Source organism: Streptomyces sp. NPDC056222, from assembly GCF_042264065.1.
Lineage (GTDB): Bacteria > Actinomycetota > Actinomycetes > Streptomycetales > Streptomycetaceae > Streptomyces.
The window spans coordinates 1-23004 of sequence record NZ_JBHJTL010000094.1; the positions used below are offsets into that span (position 1 = coordinate 1).

At 70.0% G+C, this 23004-nt stretch carries 19 protein-coding genes and 2 pseudogenes; 8 read left to right on the forward strand and 13 right to left on the reverse strand.

All coding sequences use genetic code 11. The annotated features are described in order from the left end of the window. Positions 1–27 precede the first annotated feature (27 nt). Positions 28–3402, reverse strand: coding sequence for a pyruvate carboxylase (locus ACFC0D_RS31255; RefSeq protein WP_376443240.1), 3375 nt, complete (start codon positions 3400–3402; stop codon positions 28–30). Between the two features lie 377 nt (positions 3403–3779). Between ACFC0D_RS31255 and ACFC0D_RS31260 the strand changes: the two genes are divergently transcribed. Both ACFC0D_RS31260 and ACFC0D_RS31265 read left to right on the forward strand, forming a co-directional pair. After that, the gene (locus ACFC0D_RS31260) at positions 3780–4991 is read left to right on the forward strand and encodes a 4-hydroxybenzoate 3-monooxygenase (protein ID WP_376443175.1); all 1212 of its coding nucleotides are present in this window, start codon (positions 3780–3782) and stop codon (positions 4989–4991) included. Between the two features lie 306 nt (positions 4992–5297). Continuing rightward, on the forward strand, positions 5298–7043 hold the full coding sequence (locus tag ACFC0D_RS31265; RefSeq protein WP_376443178.1) for a methyltransferase: 1746 nt from the start codon (positions 5298–5300) through the stop codon (positions 7041–7043). Between the two features lie 249 nt (positions 7044–7292). On the opposite strand, the gene ACFC0D_RS31270 is transcribed toward ACFC0D_RS31265, so the two are convergent. After that, positions 7293–7568 carry an isoamylase early set domain-containing protein gene (locus ACFC0D_RS31270; RefSeq protein WP_376443181.1) on the reverse strand — a complete coding sequence of 92 codons (276 nt, stop codon included), beginning with the start codon at positions 7566–7568 and terminating at the stop codon, positions 7293–7295. A 389-nt stretch (positions 7569–7957) separates the two neighbouring features. On the opposite strand from ACFC0D_RS31270, the gene ACFC0D_RS31275 reads away from it, so the two are divergent. Continuing rightward, complete coding sequence (locus ACFC0D_RS31275; RefSeq protein WP_376443184.1) at positions 7958–9337, forward strand: DUF5685 family protein; 1380 nt, start codon at positions 7958–7960, stop codon at positions 9335–9337. A 376-nt stretch (positions 9338–9713) separates the two neighbouring features. On the opposite strand, the gene ACFC0D_RS31280 is transcribed toward ACFC0D_RS31275, so the two are convergent. The 4 genes from ACFC0D_RS31280 to ACFC0D_RS31295 all read right to left on the reverse strand — a co-directional run bounded on the left by ACFC0D_RS31280 (position 9714) and on the right by ACFC0D_RS31295 (position 12117). Further along, complete coding sequence (locus ACFC0D_RS31280) at positions 9714–10280, reverse strand: hypothetical protein (RefSeq protein WP_376443187.1); 567 nt, start codon at positions 10278–10280, stop codon at positions 9714–9716. A 560-nt stretch (positions 10281–10840) separates the two neighbouring features. Next, positions 10841–11143 carry a hypothetical protein gene (locus ACFC0D_RS31285; protein ID WP_376443190.1) on the reverse strand — a complete coding sequence of 101 codons (303 nt, stop codon included), beginning with the start codon at positions 11141–11143 and terminating at the stop codon, positions 10841–10843. Between the two features lie 410 nt (positions 11144–11553). Then, positions 11554–11892, reverse strand: coding sequence for a thioredoxin family protein (locus tag ACFC0D_RS31290; protein ID WP_376443193.1), 339 nt, complete (start codon positions 11890–11892; stop codon positions 11554–11556). Between the two features lie 24 nt (positions 11893–11916). After that, positions 11917–12117, reverse strand: a complete 201-nt coding sequence (locus tag ACFC0D_RS31295; RefSeq protein ID WP_376443196.1) for a hypothetical protein — start codon at positions 12115–12117, stop codon at positions 11917–11919. Between the two features lie 152 nt (positions 12118–12269). Here ACFC0D_RS31295 and ACFC0D_RS31300 point away from each other — a divergent pair, with 152 nt between their 5' ends. Then, the gene (locus ACFC0D_RS31300; protein ID WP_376443198.1) at positions 12270–12632 is read left to right on the forward strand and encodes a hypothetical protein; all 363 of its coding nucleotides are present in this window, start codon (positions 12270–12272) and stop codon (positions 12630–12632) included. A 66-nt stretch (positions 12633–12698) separates the two neighbouring features. On the opposite strand, the gene ACFC0D_RS31305 is transcribed toward ACFC0D_RS31300, so the two are convergent. Then, entirely contained in the window at positions 12699–13268 is a 570-nt protein-coding gene (locus ACFC0D_RS31305) for a TetR/AcrR family transcriptional regulator (RefSeq protein WP_376443200.1), read from the reverse strand. Between the two features lie 108 nt (positions 13269–13376). Between ACFC0D_RS31305 and ACFC0D_RS31310 the strand changes: the two genes are divergently transcribed. Next, on the forward strand, positions 13377–15767 hold the full coding sequence (locus ACFC0D_RS31310; RefSeq protein WP_376443203.1) for a PEP/pyruvate-binding domain-containing protein: 2391 nt from the start codon (positions 13377–13379) through the stop codon (positions 15765–15767). A gap of 229 nt (positions 15768–15996) precedes the next feature. On the opposite strand, the gene ACFC0D_RS31315 is transcribed toward ACFC0D_RS31310, so the two are convergent. Continuing rightward, a complete protein-coding gene (locus tag ACFC0D_RS31315; protein ID WP_376443205.1) occupies positions 15997–16866 on the reverse strand; it encodes a GyrI-like domain-containing protein in 870 nt (289 codons plus the stop codon). Between the two features lie 318 nt (positions 16867–17184). Here ACFC0D_RS31315 and ACFC0D_RS31320 point away from each other — a divergent pair, with 318 nt between their 5' ends. The 3 genes from ACFC0D_RS31320 to ACFC0D_RS31330 all read left to right on the forward strand — a co-directional run bounded on the left by ACFC0D_RS31320 (position 17185) and on the right by ACFC0D_RS31330 (position 18400). Beyond that, positions 17185–17436: an antitoxin MazE7 gene (locus tag ACFC0D_RS31320; protein WP_376443208.1), complete on the forward strand. Its 252-nt coding sequence runs from the start codon at positions 17185–17187 to the stop codon at positions 17434–17436. A 4-nt stretch (positions 17437–17440) separates the two neighbouring features. Then, on the forward strand, positions 17441–17818 hold the full coding sequence (locus tag ACFC0D_RS31325; protein ID WP_376443211.1) for a toxin Doc: 378 nt from the start codon (positions 17441–17443) through the stop codon (positions 17816–17818). A 252-nt stretch (positions 17819–18070) separates the two neighbouring features. After that, positions 18071–18400, forward strand: coding sequence for a hypothetical protein (locus tag ACFC0D_RS31330; RefSeq protein WP_376443214.1), 330 nt, complete (start codon positions 18071–18073; stop codon positions 18398–18400). Positions 18401–18464: 64 nt separating this feature from the next. Here the strand turns inward: ACFC0D_RS31330 and ACFC0D_RS31335 are convergent. The 5 genes and pseudogenes from ACFC0D_RS31335 to ACFC0D_RS31355 all read right to left on the reverse strand — a co-directional run bounded on the left by ACFC0D_RS31335 (position 18465) and on the right by ACFC0D_RS31355 (position 22975). Then, a pseudogene (locus ACFC0D_RS31335) lies at positions 18465–19199 on the reverse strand (transposase). Between the two features lie 85 nt (positions 19200–19284). Beyond that, positions 19285–20052, reverse strand: coding sequence for a hypothetical protein (locus ACFC0D_RS31340; protein WP_376443217.1), 768 nt, complete (start codon positions 20050–20052; stop codon positions 19285–19287). A gap of 62 nt (positions 20053–20114) precedes the next feature. Next, a pseudogene (locus ACFC0D_RS31345) lies at positions 20115–20649 on the reverse strand (transposase); the annotation flags it as partial. A 468-nt stretch (positions 20650–21117) separates the two neighbouring features. Then, complete coding sequence (locus ACFC0D_RS31350; protein WP_376443219.1) at positions 21118–21687, reverse strand: hypothetical protein; 570 nt, start codon at positions 21685–21687, stop codon at positions 21118–21120. A gap of 328 nt (positions 21688–22015) precedes the next feature. Further along, positions 22016–22975 carry a helix-turn-helix domain-containing protein gene (locus ACFC0D_RS31355; RefSeq protein WP_376443222.1) on the reverse strand — a complete coding sequence of 320 codons (960 nt, stop codon included), beginning with the start codon at positions 22973–22975 and terminating at the stop codon, positions 22016–22018. Positions 22976–23004 lie beyond the last annotated feature (29 nt).

Genomic DNA, 23004 nt, shown 5'->3' on the forward strand with positions numbered 1-23004 from the left:
TGCCCCCGCCGCCGCCCGACCAGTGCCTCACCCGATCTCGACGAGGAGGTCGCCGCCTTCCACCTGCTGGATCCTGGTGATGGCCAGGCGGGACACCCGTCCGCTCCTCGGGGCGGTGATCGAGGCCTCCATCTTCATCGCCTCGATGGTGGCCACCGTCGCACCGGCCTCGACCTCGTCGCCCTCGGCGACGGCCAGCGTGACCACGCCGGCGAACGGCGCGGCGACATGGCCCGGGTTGGACCTGTCGGCCTTCTCGGTCACCGGGAGGTCGGCGGCCACCGCGTTGTCGCGTACCTGGATCGGCCGCAGTTGGCCGTTCAGGGTGGACAGGACGGTACGCATGCCGCGTTCGTCGGCCTCGCCGATGGCCTCCAGCTCGATGAGCAGCCGCACACCGGGCCCGAAGTCGACGGTGTACTCCTTCCCGGGGCGCAGCCCGTAGAAGAAGTCCTTGCTGTCCAGCACGCTCGTGTCGCCGTACGCCTGGCGGTGTGCCTCGTACGCCTTCGTCGGGCCGGGGAAGAGGAGGCGGTTCAGCGTCGCGCGCCGGTCCTTGGCGAGGCCGGTGCGGTCCTCAGCGGTCAGCTCGCGCATCGGCTTGGGGCCGGCGCGGCCCTCCAGCGCCTTGGTGCGGAACGGCTCCGGCCAGCCGCCGGGCGGCGTGCCCAGCTCGCCGTGCAGGAAGCCGATGACCGAGTCGGGGATGTCGAAGCGGTTCGGCGCCGCCTCGAAATCCTCGGGGGCCACCCCGGCGCCCACGAGATGCAGCGCGAGGTCACCCACCACCTTCGACGACGGCGTGACCTTCACCAGCCGGCCCAGCATCCGGTCCGCGGCGGCGTACGTCGACTCGACGTCCTCGAACCGGTCGCCCAGGCCCAGCGCGACGGCCTGCGTACGCAGGTTGGAGAGCTGCCCGCCGGGAATCTCGTGGTGGTACACGCGCCCGGTCGGCGAGTCCAGACCCGCCTCGAAGGGGGCGTAGACCTTGCGGACGCTCTCCCAGTACGGCTCCAGGTCACCGACCGCCTGCAGGTCGAGGCCGGTGGGCCGGTCGGAGTGGTCGGTCGCGGCGACGATCGCCGAGAGCGAGGGCTGAGAGGTGGTACCGGCCATGGAGGCCACCGCTCCGTCCACCGCGTCCGCCCCGGCCTGGATCGCCGCGAGATACGTGGCGAGCTGTCCGCCCGCGGTGTCATGGGTGTGCAGGTGCACCGGCAGGTCGAACTCCGCGCGCAGGGCGGAGACCAGCTTGGACGCGGCGGGGGCGCGCAGCAGGCCCGCCATGTCCTTGATCGCCAGTACATGCGCCCCCGCGGCGACGATCTTCTCGGCCAGCCGCAGGTAGTAGTCCAGTGTGTACAGCTTCTCCGCCGGGTCGGAGAGGTCGGACGTGTAACACAGCGCGACCTCGGCCACCGCCGTTCCGGTCTCCCGTACGGCCTCGATGGCGGGGCGCATCTGGTCGACGTCGTTGAGCGCGTCGAAGATCCGGAAGATGTCGATGCCGGTGGCGGCGGCCTCCTGGACGAAGGCGTCGGTCACCTCGGTCGGGTAAGGGGTGTACCCCACGGTGTTGCGACCCCGCAGCAGCATCTGCAGGCAGATGTTCGGCACGGCCTCGCGCAGGGCGGCGAGGCGCTCCCACGGGTCCTCCGCGAGGAAGCGCAGCGCGACGTCGTAGGTGGCGCCGCCCCAGCACTCCAGGGACAGCAGCTGCGGCAGGTTGTGCGCCACGGCGGGGGCGACGGCCAGCAGATCCTTGGTCCGTACCCGGGTGGCGAGAAGCGACTGGTGGGCGTCGCGGAACGTGGTGTCCGTGACACCGATGGTCGGCGACTCGCGCAGGCTCCGCGCGAAGCCCTCGGGGCCGAGGGCGAGGAGCCGCTGCCGGGAGCCGGCGGCCGGCTCGCCGAAGGGCAGCGCCGGCAGCTTGGTGGCCGGGGCGATCAGCTCGGGCCGAGGGCCGTGCGGCTTGTTCACGGTGACGTCGGCGAGGTACGTGAGCAGCTTCGTGCCGCGGTCGGCGGAGTGGCGCGAGGTGAGCAGGTGCGGCCGCTGCTCGATGAAGGCCGTCGTGACGTGTCCCGCCTGGAAGTCCGGGTCGTCGAGCACGGCCTGCAGGAAGGGGATGTTCGTGGACACGCCGCGGATACGGAACTCGGCGACCGCGCGCCGGGCCCGGTCGACGGCCGTGCTGAAGTCCCGGCCCCGACAGGTCAGCTTGACCAGCATCGAGTCGAAGTGGGCGCTGACCTCCGTACCGGCGTGGGTGGTGCCGCCGTCGAGCCGGATGCCGGAGCCTCCCGGAGAGCGGTACGCGCTGATCATGCCGGTGTCCGGACGGAAGCCGTTGGCCGGGTCCTCGGTGGTGATCCGGCACTGGAGGGCGGCACCGCGCAGGACGACGGACTCCTGCGCCAGGCCGAGATCGGCAAGGCTCTCGCCCGAGGCGATGCGCAGCTGCGACTGCACCAGATCGATGTCGGTGACCTCCTCGGTCACCGTGTGTTCGACCTGGATGCGCGGATTCATCTCGATGAAGACGTGGTTGCCGTCGCGGTCGAGAAGGAACTCCACGGTGCCCGCGTTGCGGTAGCCGATCCGGCGGGCGAACTTCACGGCGTCGTCGCAGATGCGCTGCCGCACATCCGGGTCGAGGTTCGGGGCGGGCGCGAGTTCGATCACCTTCTGGTGGCGCCGCTGCAACGAGCAGTCGCGCTCGAACAGGTGGATGACGTTGCCCTCGCCGTCGGCGAGGATCTGCACCTCGATGTGGCGCGGGTCGACGACGGCCTTCTCCAGGAAGACGGTCGCGTCGCCGAAGGCGGACTCGGCCTCGCGGGCCGCCGCCTCGATGGATTCTCGCAGCGTCGCCGGATCCTCGACCCGCCGCATGCCGCGACCGCCGCCGCCGGCGACGGCCTTGACGAACACCGGGAAGCCGATGCCCTCGGCGGCAGCCACCAGCTCGTCCACGTTGGTGGAGGGTGCCGAGGAACCGAGCACGGGTACGCCGGCCTCCCGGGCGGCGGCCACGGCACGCGCCTTGTTCCCGGTCAGCTCCAGGGTCTGCGCGCTCGGACCCACGAAGGTGATGCCCGCCTCCTCGCAGGCACGCGCGAGGTCCGGGTTCTCGGACAGGAATCCGTAACCCGGGTAGACGGCGTCGGCACCGGCCAGGCGGGCCGCCCGGATGATCTCCTCCACGGAGAGGTAGGCCCGCACCGGATGTCCGGCCTCACCGATCTCGTACGCCTCGTCGGCCTTCAGCCGGTGCAGAGAATTGCGGTCCTCGTGCGGGAAGACGGCCACCGTGCGCGCACCCAGCTCGTAGCCTGCGCGGAACGCGCGAATCGCGATCTCCCCGCGATTGGCCACCAGTACCTTGCGGAACATCATGATCCCTTCACCCTGCCGGTGATGAGCAACGGATCGCCGACACCTCCCCGCGTACCCAGTGCCTGGGAGAGGCACTCGCCCGCGTCGCGCCCGGCTCGTTTCGGCAACGCTAAGGGCTGCGCCGTGGCCTACTGAAGATCCCACGACAGTGACATGGATCATCGCGATGACGCTGTCCGTGATGGGCGCGGAGGGGGTATCCGAGGCGGGCGTCGTTGCCCCTGGCGGCCTCGGCCGCGCCGTTCCACGCCGTCAGTCGGCGACAGTCGGCGGCAGGCGTTCCTCGGCGACGGCAGAATCCTTTTCGCATCATGCAGCCCATTCGGGTGATATTTGACTGTCCACATATATTTCAGTGCCTATGATCCACCGTTGTGACAGAGAGTCAGTACGCCCGGGTCGCCCAGGACTCGGCTGATGTGGTCATCCTCGGGGCCGGCCCGGCCGGCTTGGTGTTGGGGAACCTCTTACTTCGCAGCGGCATCGACTGTGTCGTGCTGGAACGTTCCGGTCGTGACCACGTCCAGAACCGGGCACGGGCGGGCTTCCTCGCCGCGAACACCGTGCGGATCCTGGAACGCAACGGACTCGACGGGGGACTGCGCCGGCGCGGGCACGAGCACAGCGTCTGCGAGTTCCGTACCGAGGACGGCCGCTTCCGCCTGGACTACCGACGGCTCGGTCGGGGTGAGCCGCACACGGTCTATCCGCAGCACGAGCTGGTCGCCGATCTGCTGGCGCAGTTCATCGATGCCGGGGGGCGGATCCACTTCGACACCGAGGCGGTCGGCGTGTCCGACGCGGACGGCCCCACGCCCACGGTGACCGTACGGGACGGGGACGGGCGCCCCGGACGCTGGCGGGCACGGTACGTCGCCGCCTGCGACGGCCGCCACGGGGCGGGGCGGCGCTCGCTTCCGCCCGGCGTGGTCCATCGCCACCACCGCGACCACGGCGTGACCTGGCTGGGGTTGCTCGCCGAGGCGCCGCCGAGCCTGGACGCCGTGGGCTACGCGACCCACCCACGCGGATTCGCCGGGCACATGGCCCGATCCGCCGAGATCACCCGCTACTACCTGCAGTGCGAACGCGGGACCCGGGCCGACACGTGGGGCGAGGACCGAATCTGGGACGAACTCGACCTGCGCATGCGCGCGACCGAGTACGGACCTCTGCTGCGCGGCCGGGTCGTCCAGCGCACCGTCGTCGACCTGGAGTCCGACGTGCTCGAGCCGCTGCGCCACGGCTCGCTGTTCCTGGTGGGCGACGCAGCCGCCCTGATCAGCCCGTCCGCCGCGAAGGGCGCGAACCTCGCGGTGCTGGAGGCAGAGATCCTGGCCCAGGCCCTGACCGATGACCTCGCTCACGGCGACCCCGGGCCACTCGCCTCCTACTCGGAGCGGTGCCTGGCCCACATCTGGCGCGCCCAGGAGTTCTCGCACTGGATGATCCGCCTCCTGCACGACGCCCCGGGTGCCGAGGACGCCTCCCTCTTCCAGGATCGTCTGCGCCACTCCCGGATCGCCTCGCTGCGCACCTCGCGCACCCAACAGGACTGGTTCGCCGAGAACTACGTCGGCATCTGACCGACCCTCTTCTCTCCCCTTCTCTTCTCTTCCTTCTCTCCTCATCGTCCCGTTCCGGGCCAGGCCGCGGGCTGCCCGTGCCTGTGCCCATGCCCGCGCACGGCATGCTCCGGCGGCCCGGCCCGGGCTTCCTCCTTCACACACGGACAGGGAATGCACTCCGACCAGCCCTTCACCATGCCCGCGAGCACGACGACGGCGGCCACGACGCCCACGACTGCAACGCCAATGACCGCAACGCCCACGAGCACAACGCCCACGAGCACAACGCCCACGACCACAATGGCGGCGAACGCCGGAGGCGACGTGGAGCGGCTGAGCACGACGGCCGGATTCGTCCGGGAGCAGGACACGTCCGTCCTGCTCTCACGCGTGCTGCCCGGCCTCGACGGTCCCGAGCTGCGGGCACTGACGGACCGGTGCCGCTTCGCACACGCCGCCGTGCTCGTGTTCCCGCCCGACGAGCAGGCGCTGAGGGCGGACCTGGCGGCGTGCGGATTGTCCGCCGACGCGCAGGCGCAGCCGAGTGTCGTCGTACGCGAACGCCTCGCCGCACGCCACCGCCGCCGTCCCGAGGATCTTGACGTAAGGATTCTCCGTCCCGTGGTCCGCGGCCCCGCCGAGGAACCCCGGGCGGTCGAAGTGTTCGCGCTCACGGTGCCACCGGGTTCCGGACTGTCCGCGATCGCCGCCGAGGAACGCCGACTGGACCACGAGGCCCACCTCGCCTTCGACGTCGCGCAGCCCGACCCACTGGTGCTGCGGGGGCTGTTGGCGAGCTTGGCGCGGCACGGCGCGGTCGCCGACGGAGGCGGCTACAACCCGCACGAGGACGGCACCGTGTTCTACTTCACCGCCCCTGCCGACACGAAGACGGCGTACCGGCGCGTCGAGCTGTACGCGGGCGGAGACCACCGTGACGTACTGGCCGAGCACCTCGGCCGACTCCTCGCCCCGGCGGGGCACGCGCGAGGACAGGCAGGCGAACCGCAGTCGGCGGAATCGCTCCTGTGGCTGCTGACGGGCGCCTGGAGCACCCAGGCCCTGGCGGCCTGCGCGCGACTTCGGCTACCGGAGGCCATGAACCGCCACACCGGGGTCGACAGTTCGGAGCTGGCCCGGACCGTCGGCGCCCACCCAGAGAGCCTGGCGACCCTGCTGCGGTACCTCGCCATGCTGGGCGTGGTCTCGGAAGGCCCCGACGGCTTCCGCCTCACCGGCGTCGGCGCACTCCTGGACGCGGAGGTCCCGGGCTCGATGCGGTCCCTGGCGCTGATGTACGGCGGCCCCTTCTACCAGTCCTTCGCGCACCTGACCCACACCGTACGCAGCGGACAACCCGGCTTCGAGCACCTCTACGGCGAGAACCACTTCGACCACTTCGCCCGCGACCCCGATCTCGCCACCCTGTTCGACCAGTCCATGGCGTCGAGCGCCGCCATGTTCGATCCTCTCCCCTCGCACCCGGTCCTCACCGCCGCGGCCGCCGCCCCCGGCCGCCCTCGCACCGTGGTCGACATCGCCGGAGGCACCGGAGAACTCCTCGGCCGCATCCTGACCGCCCACCCCACCCTGCGCGGCGTCCTCCTCGAACGCCCGCAGGTCCTCGCGGCGGCGCGCACGTACCTGGACGCCACCGAAGTCGGCGGCCGGTGCGGATACCGGGCGGGCGACTTCGCGGACGTACCCCCGGGCGGCGACGTCTACATCCTCTCCCGCGTCCTGCACGACTGGGACGACGACCGGTGCCGGAGCATCCTGCGTCACTGCGTCGATGCCATGCCCCGGCACGCGGACCTTCTCATCGTCGAACGCCTCCTGCCGGCCGACGCCGTCCCCTCGCTCGCCACCGCGTGGGACCTCCACATGATGTGCAACACCGGAGGCCGCGAGCGTACGTCCGACCACTACGCCCGACTGCTCGAGGACCACGGCCTCGAACTCGTCGGCCACACCCCGCTCGCGCTGGGCGCCCACGCCCTCCACGCCCGCAGAGCGGACGTGTCGGCCCACCTGGAGCGGGCCCGAACCCCCTCCAGGAGCCGGACCTGACTGGACGAGGCCTCTGACCTCCCTGACCCCCCTGAGCTTTCAGCGACGTCAGGGACTCCCGCCACGCCCGGTGCGCGCCAGGACTTCGGGTGACCCCGATCCACTTGCCACGGCGCGCACGGGCACCTCTGCCGACCCGGGCCGGCAGGTGGCGGGCTGGTCATGCCCGGGGTAGGCGTGGCGCCGTTTCCAGGCGCCTGGTCCCGCGCCGGGGTGGTCCGACGCTTCGGGATCGGGATGAGCCGGGGGTCAGGTGTTCAGTCGGCTGTTGGGGCCGTCCCAGCCGTCGGCGGTCTCGTCGTTGAACCAGTAGTCACCGGCCGCCAGATAGCGGAAGGCGTGGCTGGTCTTTCGGGGGAGCGCGACTGTTACGGCCCGCATCCGGTCCTCCCGGGGGTGGAGGGGGTGGGCGTGGGGATCCCAGCCGTTGAAGTCCCCCACGACGCTGACAGGCCCCGGCGGGTTGTCGGCGGGAAGCACGAAGGTGATTTCGGTCCGGTTCTTGCGTTGCTTGCGTTCGAGCACGGGGAGCTCTCCTGTCAGTGACGGGGGCGTGGAAGCGTGTCCCCATCCTGCACTCGCCGCGCGTACCACCACCTCGACACGGCCGATCGGTCACACGGCCAGACCCACCAAGCGGATGCGTTGCGCCGGGTGGGGGGAGCGGCGCGGCGTTCACCGTCGACACGTCCCGGTTCTTCGCCACGCGACGGCCTCGGAAACTCCCGTGCTCTCGTACTCTCTCGTACTCGTTCCGGAGACATCCCTCGGAAGGGACCATCTAGGATGTCGGCCGCGCGTCGATGTCACCTGCGGTTGACGTCACGCGCGGTCGTGTCTCATGTGCGGTCTTGCGTCCGTGAGTCGTCCGACCGGATGTGTCGGGGCAGCTGTTCCAACGGGGGAGAACTTCGGTGTTCGGAATCATCAGGCCATGCCGCCATCGCCTGGGCGAGGGCTTGCGTACCGAGTGGATGGCGCATCTGTGCGGGCTGTGCCTGGCGTTGCGCAGCGAGTACGGGCAGTTCGCGAGGGTGGCCACCAACTACGACGGCCTGATCGTCTCGGTGCTGACCGAAGCGCAGTCGGAGCGAACCGGGGACTGGCGGCGCGGCGCCGGTCCGTGCCCGCTGCGCGGGATGCAGTCGGCGGACGTGGCACAGGGTGAGGGTGCGCGGCTGGCGGCGACGGTGTCGCTGGTTCTGGCCGCGTCGAAGATACGTGACCATATATCAGACGGGGACGGCCTGTTGGGGCGCCGCCCGGTGGCGCTTGCGGCACGCCGGATCGCCCACGGCTGGGACCGTGCGGGCGCAGCAGGCGGCGAACGGCTCGGCTTCGACACCGCGGTACTCCTCGGGGCGGTCGAGCGCCAGCCGGAGGTCGAGCGGACGACCGGCCCCGGTGGCTCGCTGCTGACGGTCACGGAGCCCACGGAGACGGCGACCGCAGCCGCGTTCGCGCACACCGCGGTGCTCACGGGCCGCCCGGGCAACGCCGAACCGCTGGCGGAGGCCGGCCGCCTGTTCGGTCGGCTGGCGCATCTGCTGGACGCGGTGGAGGACCTGGACTCGGACAAGGCGTCCGGGGCGTGGAATCCGATCGCTGTGACCGGCGCGGACCTCGCCGAGGTGCGCCGGCTCTGCGACGACGCGGTCCATGGCATCCGACTCGCCCTGTCCGAGGCCGTGTTCGTCGACGGACGGCTGGTACAGGCGCTTCTGGGCGGCGAGTTGGAGCGTGCCGTCGATCGGGTCTTCGACCCCCGGCATCGTCACCATCAGCACCGCCGCCAGGCGCCGGGCCCGCGCATGCTGCCCTGGCTGGGACGCCGCACGGCTACGGAATCGCCCTCGGAGACCGGCACCAGCACGACGTGCGGCGTCGGGGTGCTTGCGGGCGCGGCCCCGGAGGGCGGGCCGATGGCGTCGAACCGGCCGCCGGAGGGACAGTGTCGACGGTGTCGCGAGTGGCGCCGGTTGTGCGGCGATTGCCGGCTGTGCTTCAACTGCTGCCGCTGCGACGAGGACGCCGGCCAGGACGAGGGAGAGCCGCTGCAGTTCGGCGACGGCAACCGCAACAGCGGCTCGAGCCGGGATGGTTCAGGCAGGGAGGGTTCCGGGGGCGACGGCTGGTTCGGCGGTTCTGGCGGCGGCAACTCCGGCGGCTCCAGCGGCGGTTCCGGCGGCGGCCATGGGTCCGGTGGTTCTGGTGGCTCCGGCGGCGGCTCGGGTGATGGCTGCGGCGGTGGCTGCTGCAATCCGTGCAAGTGCTGCTGCGATTGCTGCGACTGAAGGGTGGATGAGCCGGTCGGCGACCCGACCGGCCGGCTCATCCACCGGGCGTCCCGCCCCCAGATGGGACCTGAGTCCGAGGACCTCCCGCCACTCTGCGCGTCGAGCACGGCGTCCACCACCGGCTGCACCGCCCCGACCGCGGCCGCCACTGGTACGAGGCCGGGCCAACGGCGCCGGCGCCATGGCATCCGCCGAGGGTGCCGCCCACGAGGCCCCGATGCGGACCTCGGAGCAACTCCTGGCCATACGGCTGGAGCAGACGAGCGGCCAGTCCACCGGTGCGCAATCTGGCTCTGTGGGCGAGATCGGACTCTGGTCCAACTTCTGTGGTGTGGCCACGCTTGGCGATCATAGGGTCGCTTTGGTACTGGGGTCAGAACGGCGGGTCTTCGCTGTAGCCGCCGTCCGTCCAGTCAGACGCTCGTGCGGCCCTGAGGCGAGCGTATTGCTCGCGGGCTGCAATGTCGGACGCGTTCTCCATGATGCTGGTGTCGTGACCCCATGCCTTCAGCGCGTCCAGGACGCGGTCTCGGTGGCGCCGGTCGGTGCTGGTAGCCAGTAGACGTCGGGCGTGGTCAGCCAGGTCAGCCTGGTGCTGGGTGAGGAGGGGGTGTTCGACGAGGGGGATGGCAGTGACCAGCGCCGCGTGGCGTACGTCGGCGTTGTCGTGACAGAGAAGGGTCTGAACAGCGGAGAAGATTGCGGGGCGCGCGTCCCGAAACGCACGCATCTCCTCGTGCTCCTCGGGAGAACCCTCACCGTAGTCGCGTTCGGCAAGGGCAAGGCACTCGTCGTCGGCGTCAGAGGCGGTGTCGCCGAGCCAGGCGAGCAGCCGCACGAGTATCGGGCCATTCGGGGGTGTCTTGGCATCGTGGGGGGAACAGTCCGTCGCGATGGCTGGATGGTCAAGGATCGCCGCAATGCAGAGCGCCACGGGCACGGTGGCTTCGTAGATGCTGTTCTGGTGAGTCACTGGCCTAACGGCATCCAGGGCAGCGGACTCCCTGACCGTCGGATCAGGGTCGGTAAGGCGTGTGAGAGCCGCAGGCAGGGATTCGCCTGTTCCACATGCCGTGGCCAGCGACGCCCAATCCGTGCTCTCCAGCAACGTTTGAAAGGGAGGGAGTCCGGCGGGTTGAGGATGTTCGGTCCGGCTGCGGCTCTGGGTCACACGCGGAGGTTAATGCGTCGTTGAGCCGGGGCCGCGCCCGGGTGTCATGTGTAAAGCAGGACGCGCCTGCGGAGGAGACCGAACCTGCGGGGCCGAACGTCTGGCGCTTCAGCATCTTGATTCAGTTGGGTGAGGATGTGGGCGAAGGAGCGCACGCGCCTGGCGAGTGCGCCCATTTCGGGTCAGTTGACGGTACGGCTGCGCCGTCGTTCTCGGCCAAGGCGTCGGGGTAGGTGAGGATCCCGAGTCCTCACGGGCAGGTGACTCGCGCCGCGGGCCCGGTGGCGGCTCGGCAGACTACGGCCGGACGGGAAGCGAAACCCGCGGCCTTACGGGTGCTGCGGCGGTCCTATGACCTTCTGGCCGATCTGCTCGGCGAGCCACTGCGCGAGGCGGTCCTCGTAACCATCACCGTTGCGCTTCCGAACGTGGACAAGGACCGTGTGCGTGTCGGCCTGGATATCGAGTCCGCGATCGGTGCAGTGGAGCAGGAGCGTGACCTTGGCGTTGCTCGCATCTCCGTTCAGGCCGCGCTCCGGCGCGGCGGGCCAGTACATCGAATCCCAGTGGATTTCGGCTGGGTAGGGACCGGTGCCCTGGGCGCCGCAGTCCGCGGACGCGCTACTGCGCAAGGAAGACACCTGGCTGCCCACCCTCGCCCCGCACCTTCCTCTGCAGATCCCCGTCCCGCAGCGTCTTAAGGAGTCCTCCGAGGGGTTCCCGCGGCCCTGGGTCGTCGCCACTCGGCTCCGGTCGAGCCCGCCGACCGCGCCCCTGTAGCTTGCCCCGCGGAGGCGGCCGGCGCCTCCGGACCGACCTCGCTGACCGCGGGCGCGTCCCCGACGGGGCGCCAGTAGGTCGAGACCGTGGTGGCCGGCCGACATCGCCGAACACTTCACCCGAGCGCTCGCCCCGGCCATCGAACTGGGACTGCTGCGCGACCTGGACGCCGTCCGTGCGGTCTGGGAAGAGGCGACCGCCGTGCCCCGACACGGGCGGCGCCGCGTGACGGGGGTCGCGGTGGGAGTGCCGCGGCGGCCGCTCAGAGGTGGCCGTCCAGGAATTCCCGTACCTCGGCGATGGTCATAGGACCCGTGCCGTGCGCCACCGCCTCTCCCTCCTTCAGCAGGACGTAGGACGGGGCTCCGGTGATCTTGTATCGTTCGGTTGCTGACGGACAGCGCGTGATGTCGGTGCGGACGGCCGTCAGACGGCCCGTGTACTCGTCGGCGATGGCGCCCACGACGAGGTCCATCGCCCGGCAGGGCTCGATTGCCTTGGGCCATGTCCCGATGAAGTACGCGAGTACCGGGACTCCGCTCATCCCGAGGATGAAATCGAATTCCGCGTCCTCACGGGGTTGGTGAACCCGCTTCGCCATGCAAGCTCCTGACCTCGCGTTCCGTCATTCCAGCACCATCATCCCCCGCTCGGTGCGGAAGCCCTGCCCGGCGGCGCTGGCCGGGTCCCGGCGCGCCGGAGAGCCGCGTGCAGTGTTCGCGGGAGCACAGGTGCGGGTCGTCCGGGGACCGGCCACCTCGTACGAGATGAGCCCGCACTGGCAGCCACCTGTCCGCCGCTCCGATCCGGCGTTCGATCCGGTCACGTGGGCAACTCCCTTCGAATCCGGCAGCACTGAGCTGCTGAGGGGTGGCCCGTCGCAGTCTCCTGCGTGCGCCGCTCGAGAAGAGCGCGGCGGCGGCTGTGTCCGCATCACCAGCTCGGAGCCGGAAGCCCCTGGTCAGATACGGTGACGGGATGACCGAGAGCCTGCCTTCCGGCGTAGCCGACGTGCTTGCGGCAGTCCTGAACGCGGACAATCCGGTTCACGCCGCACTTCGTATGCACGTTCCGTACCTGAGGGTGCGGGCTCGCTGCACATGCGGGTGCGGTACCGCCTACTTCGAACTCGACACCAGCGAGGTCGAGCCCGCGCCCACCGGCCCCGGTGCTGTCGTGGCGGCCGAAGCGCAGCTCCTCACCGAGGCCGGTGAGTGTCCTGGCGAGGTCCTGGTCTTTACGCAGGACGGCTACTTGTCGTGGCTGGAAGTCTGTTCATGGAGCGACGACATCGAAGTGACCCTCGCCGCCGCGCGTCACTGGCTGCAGCCACGCTCTTGATCCCGAGCAGCCGACGCCCAGCGGTCGACGGACAGCTCCCGGTGGCGTGCGACCGTGCTCAATCAGTCAGTCGAAAATCAGGGTGAGTTGGGCGTCCAGCGCGGCGACCGCATCGTCCTCCGCGTACTGCCGTGACAGCAGTTGCATGCCGAGGCCGTCGACGAGCGCCATCAGGCCGATCGCCGCGAGCTCGGGGTCGATGCCGTCAGCTCCGCCCGCACGCAGCTGTTGCGCGATGAACCCGCGCATTCCCGCGGCGTCCTTGTGCAGTCCTTCTCGGATCGCCGGCTTCACTGCGGCGTAGGCGAGGAACGCCAGCCCGACGTGGCTCTCGAGCCGCCGGGTGTCGTCGAGCGGAAGGATCTGGAGCAGTACGCCGCGGACGAGGTCGCGCGGTGTGGTGGGCGCGGCCGCCGCATCGGAGCGGGCGCGGATCCGGTCCGCGACCATGCCGAGCGCGAACGTCATCATCTCGTCCTTGGTGCGGAAGTAGTGCTGCACCATCCCGGTCGAGACGCCTGCCTCGGCCGCCACCTGGCGCAGGCTCACGCCTTCCAGCCCTTGTGTGGCGGCAAGCCGCATCAGTGCGTCGGCGAGCAGCTCTCGGCGTTCACGGTGGTCGACCTTGCGTGGCATACGGCCACTTTACATTGCACCTGTATTGCCATGCTGTACATTGCAGTCGTATTGGAAACTGGTGTGGTCGGCCATGAAAGACGTGGTCGGCACGGAGGAGGTGCCCGGATGGACGTGCTGGAGCTGACGGCGATCGGCAGCGGGCAGCAGGACCTGGTGGGCGGCAAGGCCGCCGGTCTCGCCGGGCTGATCCGCCTCGGCGAGCGGGTGCCGGACGGCTTCTGCGTGACGACCGAGGCGTACGGGAGCGGGGAGGTGCCGCGCGCGAAGGTGCTCGCAGGGTACGAACGCCTCGGCGGCGGACCGGTCGCGGTCCGCTCCAGCGCCACCGCCGAGGACCTGCCGCACGCGAGCTTCGCCGGCCAGCAGGGCACGTACCTCGATGTCACGGGCGGCGAGGCGCTGATCGAGGCGATCGAGGCCTGCTGGGCCTCGCTGCACTCCGAGCGCGCGATCGCCTACCGCGAGGCCAACGCCATCCCGCACGATTCCGTACGGATGGCCGTCGTCGTGCAGCGCATGGTCGATGCCGAAGTCGCGGGCGTGCTGTTCACCGCCGACCCGCTGACCGGCTCGCGCAGCGCGAGCGTGGTCGACGCCGCGCCGGGGCTGGGGACGGCGGTCGTCGACGGAGCGACGGCGGCGGACCACTACGTGCTGGACGGCGCGCAGGACGAGGAGCGCGGCTGCCTCACACCGGCCCGCCGGAAGGAGCTGCGCGCTGCCGGCGAGCGGATCAAGAACCTGCTCGGAGCGGAGCAGGACATCGAGTGGGCCTACGACCGCGACGGGAAACTGTGGCTGCTGCAGGCGCGTCCGATCACCACCCTCTTCCCCGCGCCCCCGCCGAGCGACAAGCCGGGCCCGCGGCTGTACGTCGAGTTCGGCCATGTCCAGGGGATGCTGCAGCCCGTCACGCCCATGGGCATGTCCACGCTGAAGTCGATGCTGGCGGGCATGCTCGCGGCGTTCGGTCTCACGGTCGAGATCGTCGACATCGGTGGGCGGCTGTACGGCGACCTGACCGACGCTCTGCGCGACCCCTCGACGCGGCAGAGGCTCGTCAAACTGATGGCGGTCGACTTCGGGCCGCGCGCGCAGAAGGCCGTCGAACACCTCCTCGACGACCCGCGGTTCGCGCCGCAGAAGACTCCCCGTAAGCGCAATGCCGCTGCCATGAAGGCGGGACCGAAGGCGGCCGCCGGGATTCTCGGCGCGCTGGCCCGTCCGGCGCGGGCGCGGGCCCGTGTCTTCGGCGAGATCGAACGCCTCCGCCGGCAGCCGATCACCGATCCGGCCACGACGGCGGAGCTGCTGGACCTGGTCGAGCAGGACGCCGAGTCGAGCACGCTCGCCGACGCGATCATCTGGCCCGTCGTCAGCGGACTCGCCGTATCCGCCGCGCTGCCGCCACTGCTCAAGGGCATCGCAGGCGAGGACGAGATCCACACGGTGCTCGGCGGCATGCCGCACAACGTCACGATCGAGATGGACCTCGCGCTGTGGGACGTGGCCCGGCGGGCAGAGCCCCACCGCGAGATGTTGCTCAGTACCTCCCCCTCCGAACTCGCCGCCGCCCAACTGGCGGGCACGCTGCCGGACTTCGGTCTCGCCACGTTCCTCAAGAACTACGGAACCCGGTCGGCCGCCGAGGTCGACGTCGGCGTACCGCGCTGGACCGAGAACCCGACGCCGGTGTTCACGATGCTCGCCAACTACCTGCGTGTCACGGACCCCGAACAGGCCCCGGACCGTCGCTTCGAGCGCGCCGCGGAGAGGGCCGAGTCGATGCTCACCGAGCTCGCCGAGCGGGCCCGCCGCAAGCAGGCGCTGCGTGGCCGCCTCGCCGGCTTCTTCCTCCGCAGGTCGAGAGAGTTGTCCGGGCTGCGCGAGGCGGGCAAGTTCGCCGGGCTCCACGCCTTGCGCGACCGCCGCCGCCGCCTGCTCCTCATCGGTGCGGAACTCGAGGCGAAGGGGTTGCTCGCAGACGCTGACGACGTCATGTTCCTCGAACTCCCCGAGCTGCGTGCGGCAGTGGAGACCGGTGCCGACCTGCGCGACACGATCACCGCCCGCCGCGCGGAGTACGAACGTGAGCTACGCCGCCGCACCGTTCCGGTCGCCCTGCTCTCGGACGGTACGGATGTGGAGACCCTCCTGCCGGCCCCGCAGTCCGACGGCCGGACGCTCACCGGAATGGGTGCGGCATCCGGTCGCGTCACCGGCCATGCCCGTGTGGTCCGTGACCCCTCCGACGCGTCCATCGAACCCGGGGAGATCCTCGTCGCCCCGACGACCGACCCCGGCTGGACCCCGTTGTTCCTCACGGCCGGCGGCCTCGTCACTGAGACCGGCGCTGTGATGGCCCACGGACCGACGGTCGCCCGTGAGTACGGCATCCCGGCCGTCATCTGCGTCCCGGACGCCACCACACGTATCCGCAACGGGCAGCTGATCACCGTCGACGGCGCCACAGGCACGGTCACGCTGGACTGCTGAGGGGGATCCCCGATCCTCCAGGCCGCCTGGGCGACGATGTGGGCCGACTCCTTGCTCGCCCAGGCGGGCCTGCCCCATGCGGAGCAGGCCTCGCTCGGGCCCCGCGGGCGGGGCCGGCCGCGCCGCCGGAGTCACGGCAGCCGGCCCCGGCAAGCCCGCAAGCTTGCCGACGGGTCCTTGACCGATGGGCCACACGGCGGCCTGGTCGATCCGTCGTGACCGCAGTCCGTCACGACGGTTCGACAGGTAGCCACAGCTCGCAGGTCGCGGTGCTGAAGTCTTCCGCGCGCTCGAGGACCGCGACGATCGAGGGACCTGGCCGGAGACGCCAGGGGTTGGAGGGGAACCAGTCGGTCGCGGTCGCGGCCCAGGCCGTCTGCAGGGCCTGCGGATGCGGTCCGGTCGTACGGAAGACTGCCCACCTGCCGGCCGGCACCTCGATGGCGTCGAGGTCGTCCGGGGCCGTCGTGTCCTGGGAGACGGCGACCCCGTGCAGGTAGGTCAGTTCGCTCCCCTCCGTGCCGTCGGGGTCGAGGTCGTCGCAGACTTGCAGCAGGCCCCCCGGTTCGGTGTCGCCGAGGGCCTTCAGTCGGAGATGCTCCTCTTGTGGCAGTGCGGAGATGTGCTGCTGGATGTGCGGGTTGACGCCCTGGTGGATGAGTGGAACCCGGGCTGCGTGTCCGACCAACCGGAAGGCGGGGCGGTCGACGAGGTGGGTGTCCATGGGGTTGCTCCCTTCGACGGTCAGGCGGATCCTGAGCCGTGGTTGTGTGCGCAGAGGGCCTCCGTCGCGGCGCACGTCACGGGGGCCGGCGCCGTGGACCGCGCGGAACGCCCGTCCGAACGCCTCCGTCGAGCCGTATCCGTGCCGGACGGCGATGCTCAGCAGATCGTCCTCGCCGCGGACGACGTCGGCAGCGGCGACGGTCATGCGCCGCCGGCGCACATACTCCGACAGCGGCATGCCGGCCAACGACGAGAACATCCGGCGCAGGTGGTATTCGGTCGTACCGAGCTCCTTGGCCAGTCCGTTGACGTCGAGCTCCTCGGCGAGGTGCTCCTCGACGAGATCGACAAGCTGGTTGAGTACCGAGATCACGAGGCCTCCTTTCGACGTCAACCTTGCCGGAAGAGCCCCGGCCGCACCCGACCGCTGCGGTCCGATCCGATCATGTGCCTGGACGGGCACGGAGCTGACGCATGCACATGCCGCCGGGGAAGCGTCGATCAAGGTCGGCGCGCCCGTTCCCGGCACGACCGCGCCGTCCAGGGCTACCCGGCTGGGCCGTCTCCTGGGTGCGAGGTTCTCGACGCGGCCGCTCCGCGGTGAGCCTTCGGCGGATGCCGATCCGCCTCCTGGTCCGCGCCTCATCCGAAGGGGTAGCCGCCTGCGTATACCGCGCGGCATACTCGATGCATGGCAGACACGACCGTCAAGATCGACGACACGACTCGAGACCGGCTGAAGGCCCTGGCCGACAGCGCCGGCATGTCCATGAAGGACTATCTCGCACAGGTGGCCGCCGAGAAGGAACAGGAGCGCCTCCAGGACACGGCGACCGCCGCGTTCCGCCGCGCCATCAGCGCACCGGGGATCATCGACCGATTCGACGCCGACTTCGGCGGGCTCCCGTCGGTGACCAAGCACGAGCCCCCGCGGGCGGCCTGACGCTGTGGATCTGCACATCGACCACCGATGGCTCCTGGAGCGCCAGGAAGACATCCTTCGTAAAGACCTCACGGTCAACGACCTCTCGGTGCTCGTCAGCATGGGCGCACGCCACCGGGTGATCACCCCCCGTCTCGACCAGGCAGACCCGGACGCCTTCTGGCGCGCTGCCGTGCTCCTCGAGGAATGCGTCCTGCTGCGCCCGCTTCCCGCCCGCAACGAGCTCTACGGATACGGCATCGCCATCTCCTATCTGGAGGCCTCCGGCCACCAGGTGGACACCTCGTTCGAGCCGTGGCGCGACCTGATCCACGAGATCCGGTCGCTGCGCCTGGACTCCTACGACATCGCCGATCGCCTGAGGTCCTGGGCCACCTCGTAGAGCGCCGCCGCCGGGTGGAGCAGCCGGCCGTCGCGGCATGTGCCCGGGCGGACGCTGGACGAGTGGCGTGCCCATCCCAGGTCAGGCTCGCCCAAGCGGTTCTTGGAATCGGGCCACGCGGTACACGGCGAGCGACCGGCGCCGAATTCACTTACCTCTGGAGCAACAGGACCACGGAGGCGTTCCCGCCGGCGGGTGGCAGTGACATTGGGATGGATCAACAGGCCCTGTCGCTTCGGAAGTGAGAACGAGATGGAAAACCGGACCGATCCAGTAGAGATCATTGCGCGGGTGGGTGGTACAGACCCGCAGCGTGCCCTGGAAGTGTGGGTTCACCTGGCGAGTCGCGCCGGATGGAAAGTCACGCCATTGGCGGATGAGGTACTGCGCTCAGCGCCCACCGAATGCGGCGTCGTCGAGGTCGAAGGCCTCCGCTATCGCGTCCATGTAGGGCCCCGGGTGCGGCATTTGCTGATGGAAGTCGTCAACGGGCAGATGACGCAACGGGCCATCCTGAATACGGCCGCGTGGGCGGAGCCGGTGGTCTCGCCTGAATCCGCACCGACATTCCTGGATGGCTAAGGCTTGTCCCGTAAAGATCTTCGAGTGAGTGAGACCGCGATCGGCAACTGTCCGCTCTGCGTGCCTATCGGCCGAGGGCAAGGTTGTGCAGGCGGGCGATTCCTCTCATCACGTGATGGACTCCGTCGCCCTTCAAGCGGCACTCACGGAGGATCTTCCAGGTCTTCATGCGGGCGAAGGCATGCTCGACACGGGCGCGGACCTGGCGGTGGGAAGTGTTGTGCTCGTCCTTCCAAGCAGGCAGTTCGCTCTGTCCGCGCTCGCGGCGGTGCGGGATGACCAGGCCGGTGCCCCGGTAGCCGCCGTCAGCGAGCACGGTGGTGCGGCCGACGGCGTCCTTGGCTCCGGGGACAGTGCCCACGCCTTGCGGTCGTTGTGGTTGCCGGGCAACGGCCGGCCCACCACGACGACCCGCCGGGTGACGGCGTCGATGACGACCTGGTGATTGGTGGAGTAGCGGTGGTTCTTCGACTGCTCGGCCACCGTGTGGTCGCGGGTGGGGACCAGGGTTCCGTCCGCGATGAGCACGGTGCCCTTGCGAAACCGCCTGCGGGGCTTGAGCGCGAGCAGGGGGCCGAGGTGGCTGATGATGCGGTCGGCCGCGGACTTTGAGACGCCGAACAGGGGGCGAGCTGCCGCAGCGTCAAGTTGGTTCGCCGGTGGGCCGTGACCAGCAGCACCCGGTCCTCCAGCGGCAGGCTCCACGGCCGGCCTCTACGGACCCGTCAGCTCCTTCGCGCCGCAGCTGTGTCACCAACGTGCCAAAACATCGGGGGCTCAGCCCGGTGAACGGGGCTATCCAGACACCTCACGGCGCCAAGCCGTCAAGGCGGGACAGCGGGCACGACCTCACCGTTCGATTCCGAGGGCCCTGCCGGTGGTCATCAGAGAGCGTCCTTGATGTGGCCTCGGGCGAAGTCCCATGGGGTGGGTGCATTGGCGGCCGCGTACTCGTCTGCGATGCCGAAGACGCTCCCGCATCCTGGGCATTCCGCCTGGCCGAACAGGTGCGTCAGGCCCCAGGCGAGTCGTTGCTGGCCATCCCGTACGGCCGACTCGTGCAACATCCTCCCGGTGCCGGTCAGCTCGTCCGGGACGGCCGGCCGGAGCGGGACCTGGTGGACATCCCCCAGATTCCAGTCCCGGATCGAGGAGTAGCAACCGTAGTTGCCGACCGCGATCGTCACCGGTGCGTTGCAGTGCGGACAAGCGACAGTGAAGAAGGAATCGGTGAAGTCGTCCAGGGCCTCGAACCACAAGGGCTGGCCGTCGAACGCGAGCATGGCCCGCAGCCGGCTCAGGTAGATCTTCCCGTCCAGGCCAGACCGCAGCCGGGCGGCGGCCATGGCGCGAAGCTCGGCCAAGGTCGCCGCACAGCGGGCGACTTCTTCGTCGGCGCCGTGAGGTTGAAGGAGGCCACCCGCTATGGCTCCGGCCAGATCGAGCGCCCAGTTCCCGGCGTCCTCGGTCTTCGCGATGTCCGCCAGCTGCGGCAGTGCGGCGATGCTCGCCGGGGTGATCGTCCCCTGGTGGCACAAGCGCCCCCAAAGCCAGTCGATGGCCTCCTGGTCACGACCGATGGCTCGGTCCAGGAGCCCGGGGATCGCGTGTGCCGGGCCGTAGGCGTCGTGGAGTGTGGACCAGTCGATCATCCGGTGATTCAAGCACGCTGCGGAGCGACCTCCGGGGGGCGGTGGCTCGTGAGCGGGATCACCTAGGCCACCGCCAGTGCTGGGGCTGGCCTCGCCGGGAACGCGGTGTGCTCATCGAACAGGCGATGGTTCTTGAGGCAGTGGTGGAGCTGGCTTAGCATCCGGTTGAACAGATTGCGCTGGCCAGCGGCGTGCCAGTCTCCGTGGTCGTCACGTCGCCGCCGGTAGTGGGCTTTGGCACCGGGCGAGGCAGTGGTCGCTGAGAACGCCCAGAGGTAGCCGGCGTGGTTTGAGCCGGTCGTTCTTCACCCATCGTCTGGTGATGCTGGACTTCTTGCCGGAGGCCCGAGTGACGGGTGAGGCGCCCGCGTAGGCCTTCAGGCCGCGGGCGTCCGCGAAGCGGGTGCGGTCGTCTCCGATTTCGGCCAGCACCCGGGCGGCAAGCTGGATACCGAGGCCGGGGAAGCTGAGGATAATTTCGGAGTCCGGGTGCTGCGGGAACGACTCCTCGACGGCCTGGGCGAGGTCTGCGGCGGTGCAGGCGGCCGTGAGCTGTCCGAGTAGGGCGAGTGTCTGCTTGCCGAGCGCGTCCTCGACAAGCTCGGGGCGCACGGATATGCATGCCCACCGGCCGCTGCCGAACGACAGCTAGCCGTTCGTGGCACCAGCGCACCCCACGGGGCCCGGTCTCCTCGGGAGCTCTGACGGCTCTGGCGTATCAGGAGGTCACCGTGGGGCGGGCTCGTACCACCAACACCAACGAGTGATCAAGTGGACAGTGTTGACGGTGGTGGCGACCTCGAAGACACCGAGCGCCGCCGCTCTGGATAAGGGATCGAGTGCCCAGACGGCTCCAGGCGTACGGTCGGTGCCTGCGAGGCTGCCACCACCTGCACTGTGGAAGGCCGGGATGAGAGAAGGGCATCCGCCCCCGGCGCTCGAACGGACTGGTGGCAACCCCCGGCTCCCACGACCCGTTACCAAGGAATTAGGAAGGCTCCGACGCCGTAATCACACCAGACACCACAAGATCTTTCACGGGCCGCAGTGCCGGCCTGCGGAAAGTCAGGAGGGGGATCGCTGCGGTTCCACAGCCTTGAGCAGGCACTCGCGGTCGTCTGCGCTGATGAGTCCTTCCGGAAGAGTCTCGTCATCCAGCAACGCGCGCAGGGCGGAAGCGTGTGCGGCGAAGGCGGCCCTGCACCCATCGCGTTCCGGGTGATCGCAATCCTTCCCGAACAGCAGCACCTGGCGTTCATCGTCGGCGTCGACGGGTAGAGAGAGCTCCGCAGCGACGACCAGGAGGCCGACCAGGCCGGGCCGCACCGCGATGTCAGGGACGGCTGCCAGGCGGATCAGGAAGGGCAAGGCTGCCGGCATCACGGCGCTCACGTGGAACACGCTGTTCATCAGGACGTTCTCCAGCACGGGCAGGGCCTCGGTGCCGGCTGCCTCATCCAGGAGACCGCGGAGCAGGACCGGGATCCCGGCGGGGCACCCGGGAATTTGTGACCAGCCGACATCCGCGCAGCCCAGCAGCGCGGGGTGGTCCCATGCAGCTCGCTCCATCTGCGGATGTTCGCGGAGGAACCGAGCAACGGCAGCCTCTTTGACCGCCGCATCCATCACACACATCTCTCTGTCCCTGCTCCCACGACTCGCCCCGAACGGCGTTCGGGCAACACTTCCTGGGGCGGGCGTCGAACGCAAGCGCCAGGCCAGTAGCCCTCGCCCTGGGGTAGTGGCGCCCCAGTCCGGCACCGGATTCCGGGACGGCCCTTAGAAGATCATTTACGGGACAGTCCTTAGGCAGAGCAGGGGGAGGCGGGGCCAGCTGCACTTCGCAGCCGGCGCCGCCTCTTTTCGGCGCGGGGAAGCGCCGCTGGGGCCTCACCGCTGACCCATCCGGCGCCGCCTCGACGTACGGCGCAAGCACGCGACCGCGTCCGCCTGCCGGAGCGCGTCAGAGCCAGCCCCTGCGGGCCGCCTGTACGCCGGCCTGGAAGCGGGTCTCCACGCCCAGTTCGGCCATCAGCTCGGTGAGTCTGCGCCCCACTGTCCGTTCGGTCACGCCGAGGGACCGGGCGATGGTGCGGTCCTTCATGCCGGACGCCATCAGCGACAGCAGTTCGCGGTCCTTGACGGACGGGCCGCGCTGCGCCTCGGCCTCGACCAAGGGCGTGGCGCGCGCCCACAGGCTCTCGAAGCAGCTGACGAGGACGTCGACGAGTGCCGACTCGTGCACCAGCAGCCGGACGTTCGGGTCCGGTTCGGTGTAGGAGACCGGCAGCAGCGCGGTGGTCCGGTCGACGACCATCAGCTTCAGAGTGACGTCCGGCAGGATCCTGGCCCGTTCGCCGGCCTCGGTGCAGCGGCGCATTGCCGCCATGTGTTCGGGCGACGCCAGTGCCTCGCGGGCGTAGACGAACCGGTAGGCGACGCCGTCCGCGAGCCGGCGCAGTTCGAGGTCGTTCGGGTTGCTCTGTCCGCCGATGTACGGCGGGGCGTCGACCGCGACGATCTCCTCGCGCGCCTCGAGCTGGAGCCGGGCCACCGCGGCCAGAACGGCGTCCTCGCCCTCCAGCAGTTCGACGACCGGCTTCCCCTCGCGTGTGGGCCGGCCACGCAGCCGGTCGGCCAGTTCCTCGACGTGCAGCTGCATCTGGGCGAGGTCGCCGCGTCGGCGATTGATCAGCTCGGGGAGGGCCTGGTCGGGCGCGACGACGGCGTACAACGCGGGAGTGAAGCCGAGCTGTTGAACGAGACCGTGGTCGAGAAGTGCGCGGACGACGGGCCGTAGTTCGGGCGGGGAGCATCCGATGTTCGCGGCGAGCTCCTCCGCCGTGGCCCGCCTCAGGTCGAGCAGGGCGAGGTAGGCGTCGTTCTCGATTCGACCGAGACCGACCGGCTCCAGCAGGAACATGCAGACCTCCCACATCGACGGTGGGGCGT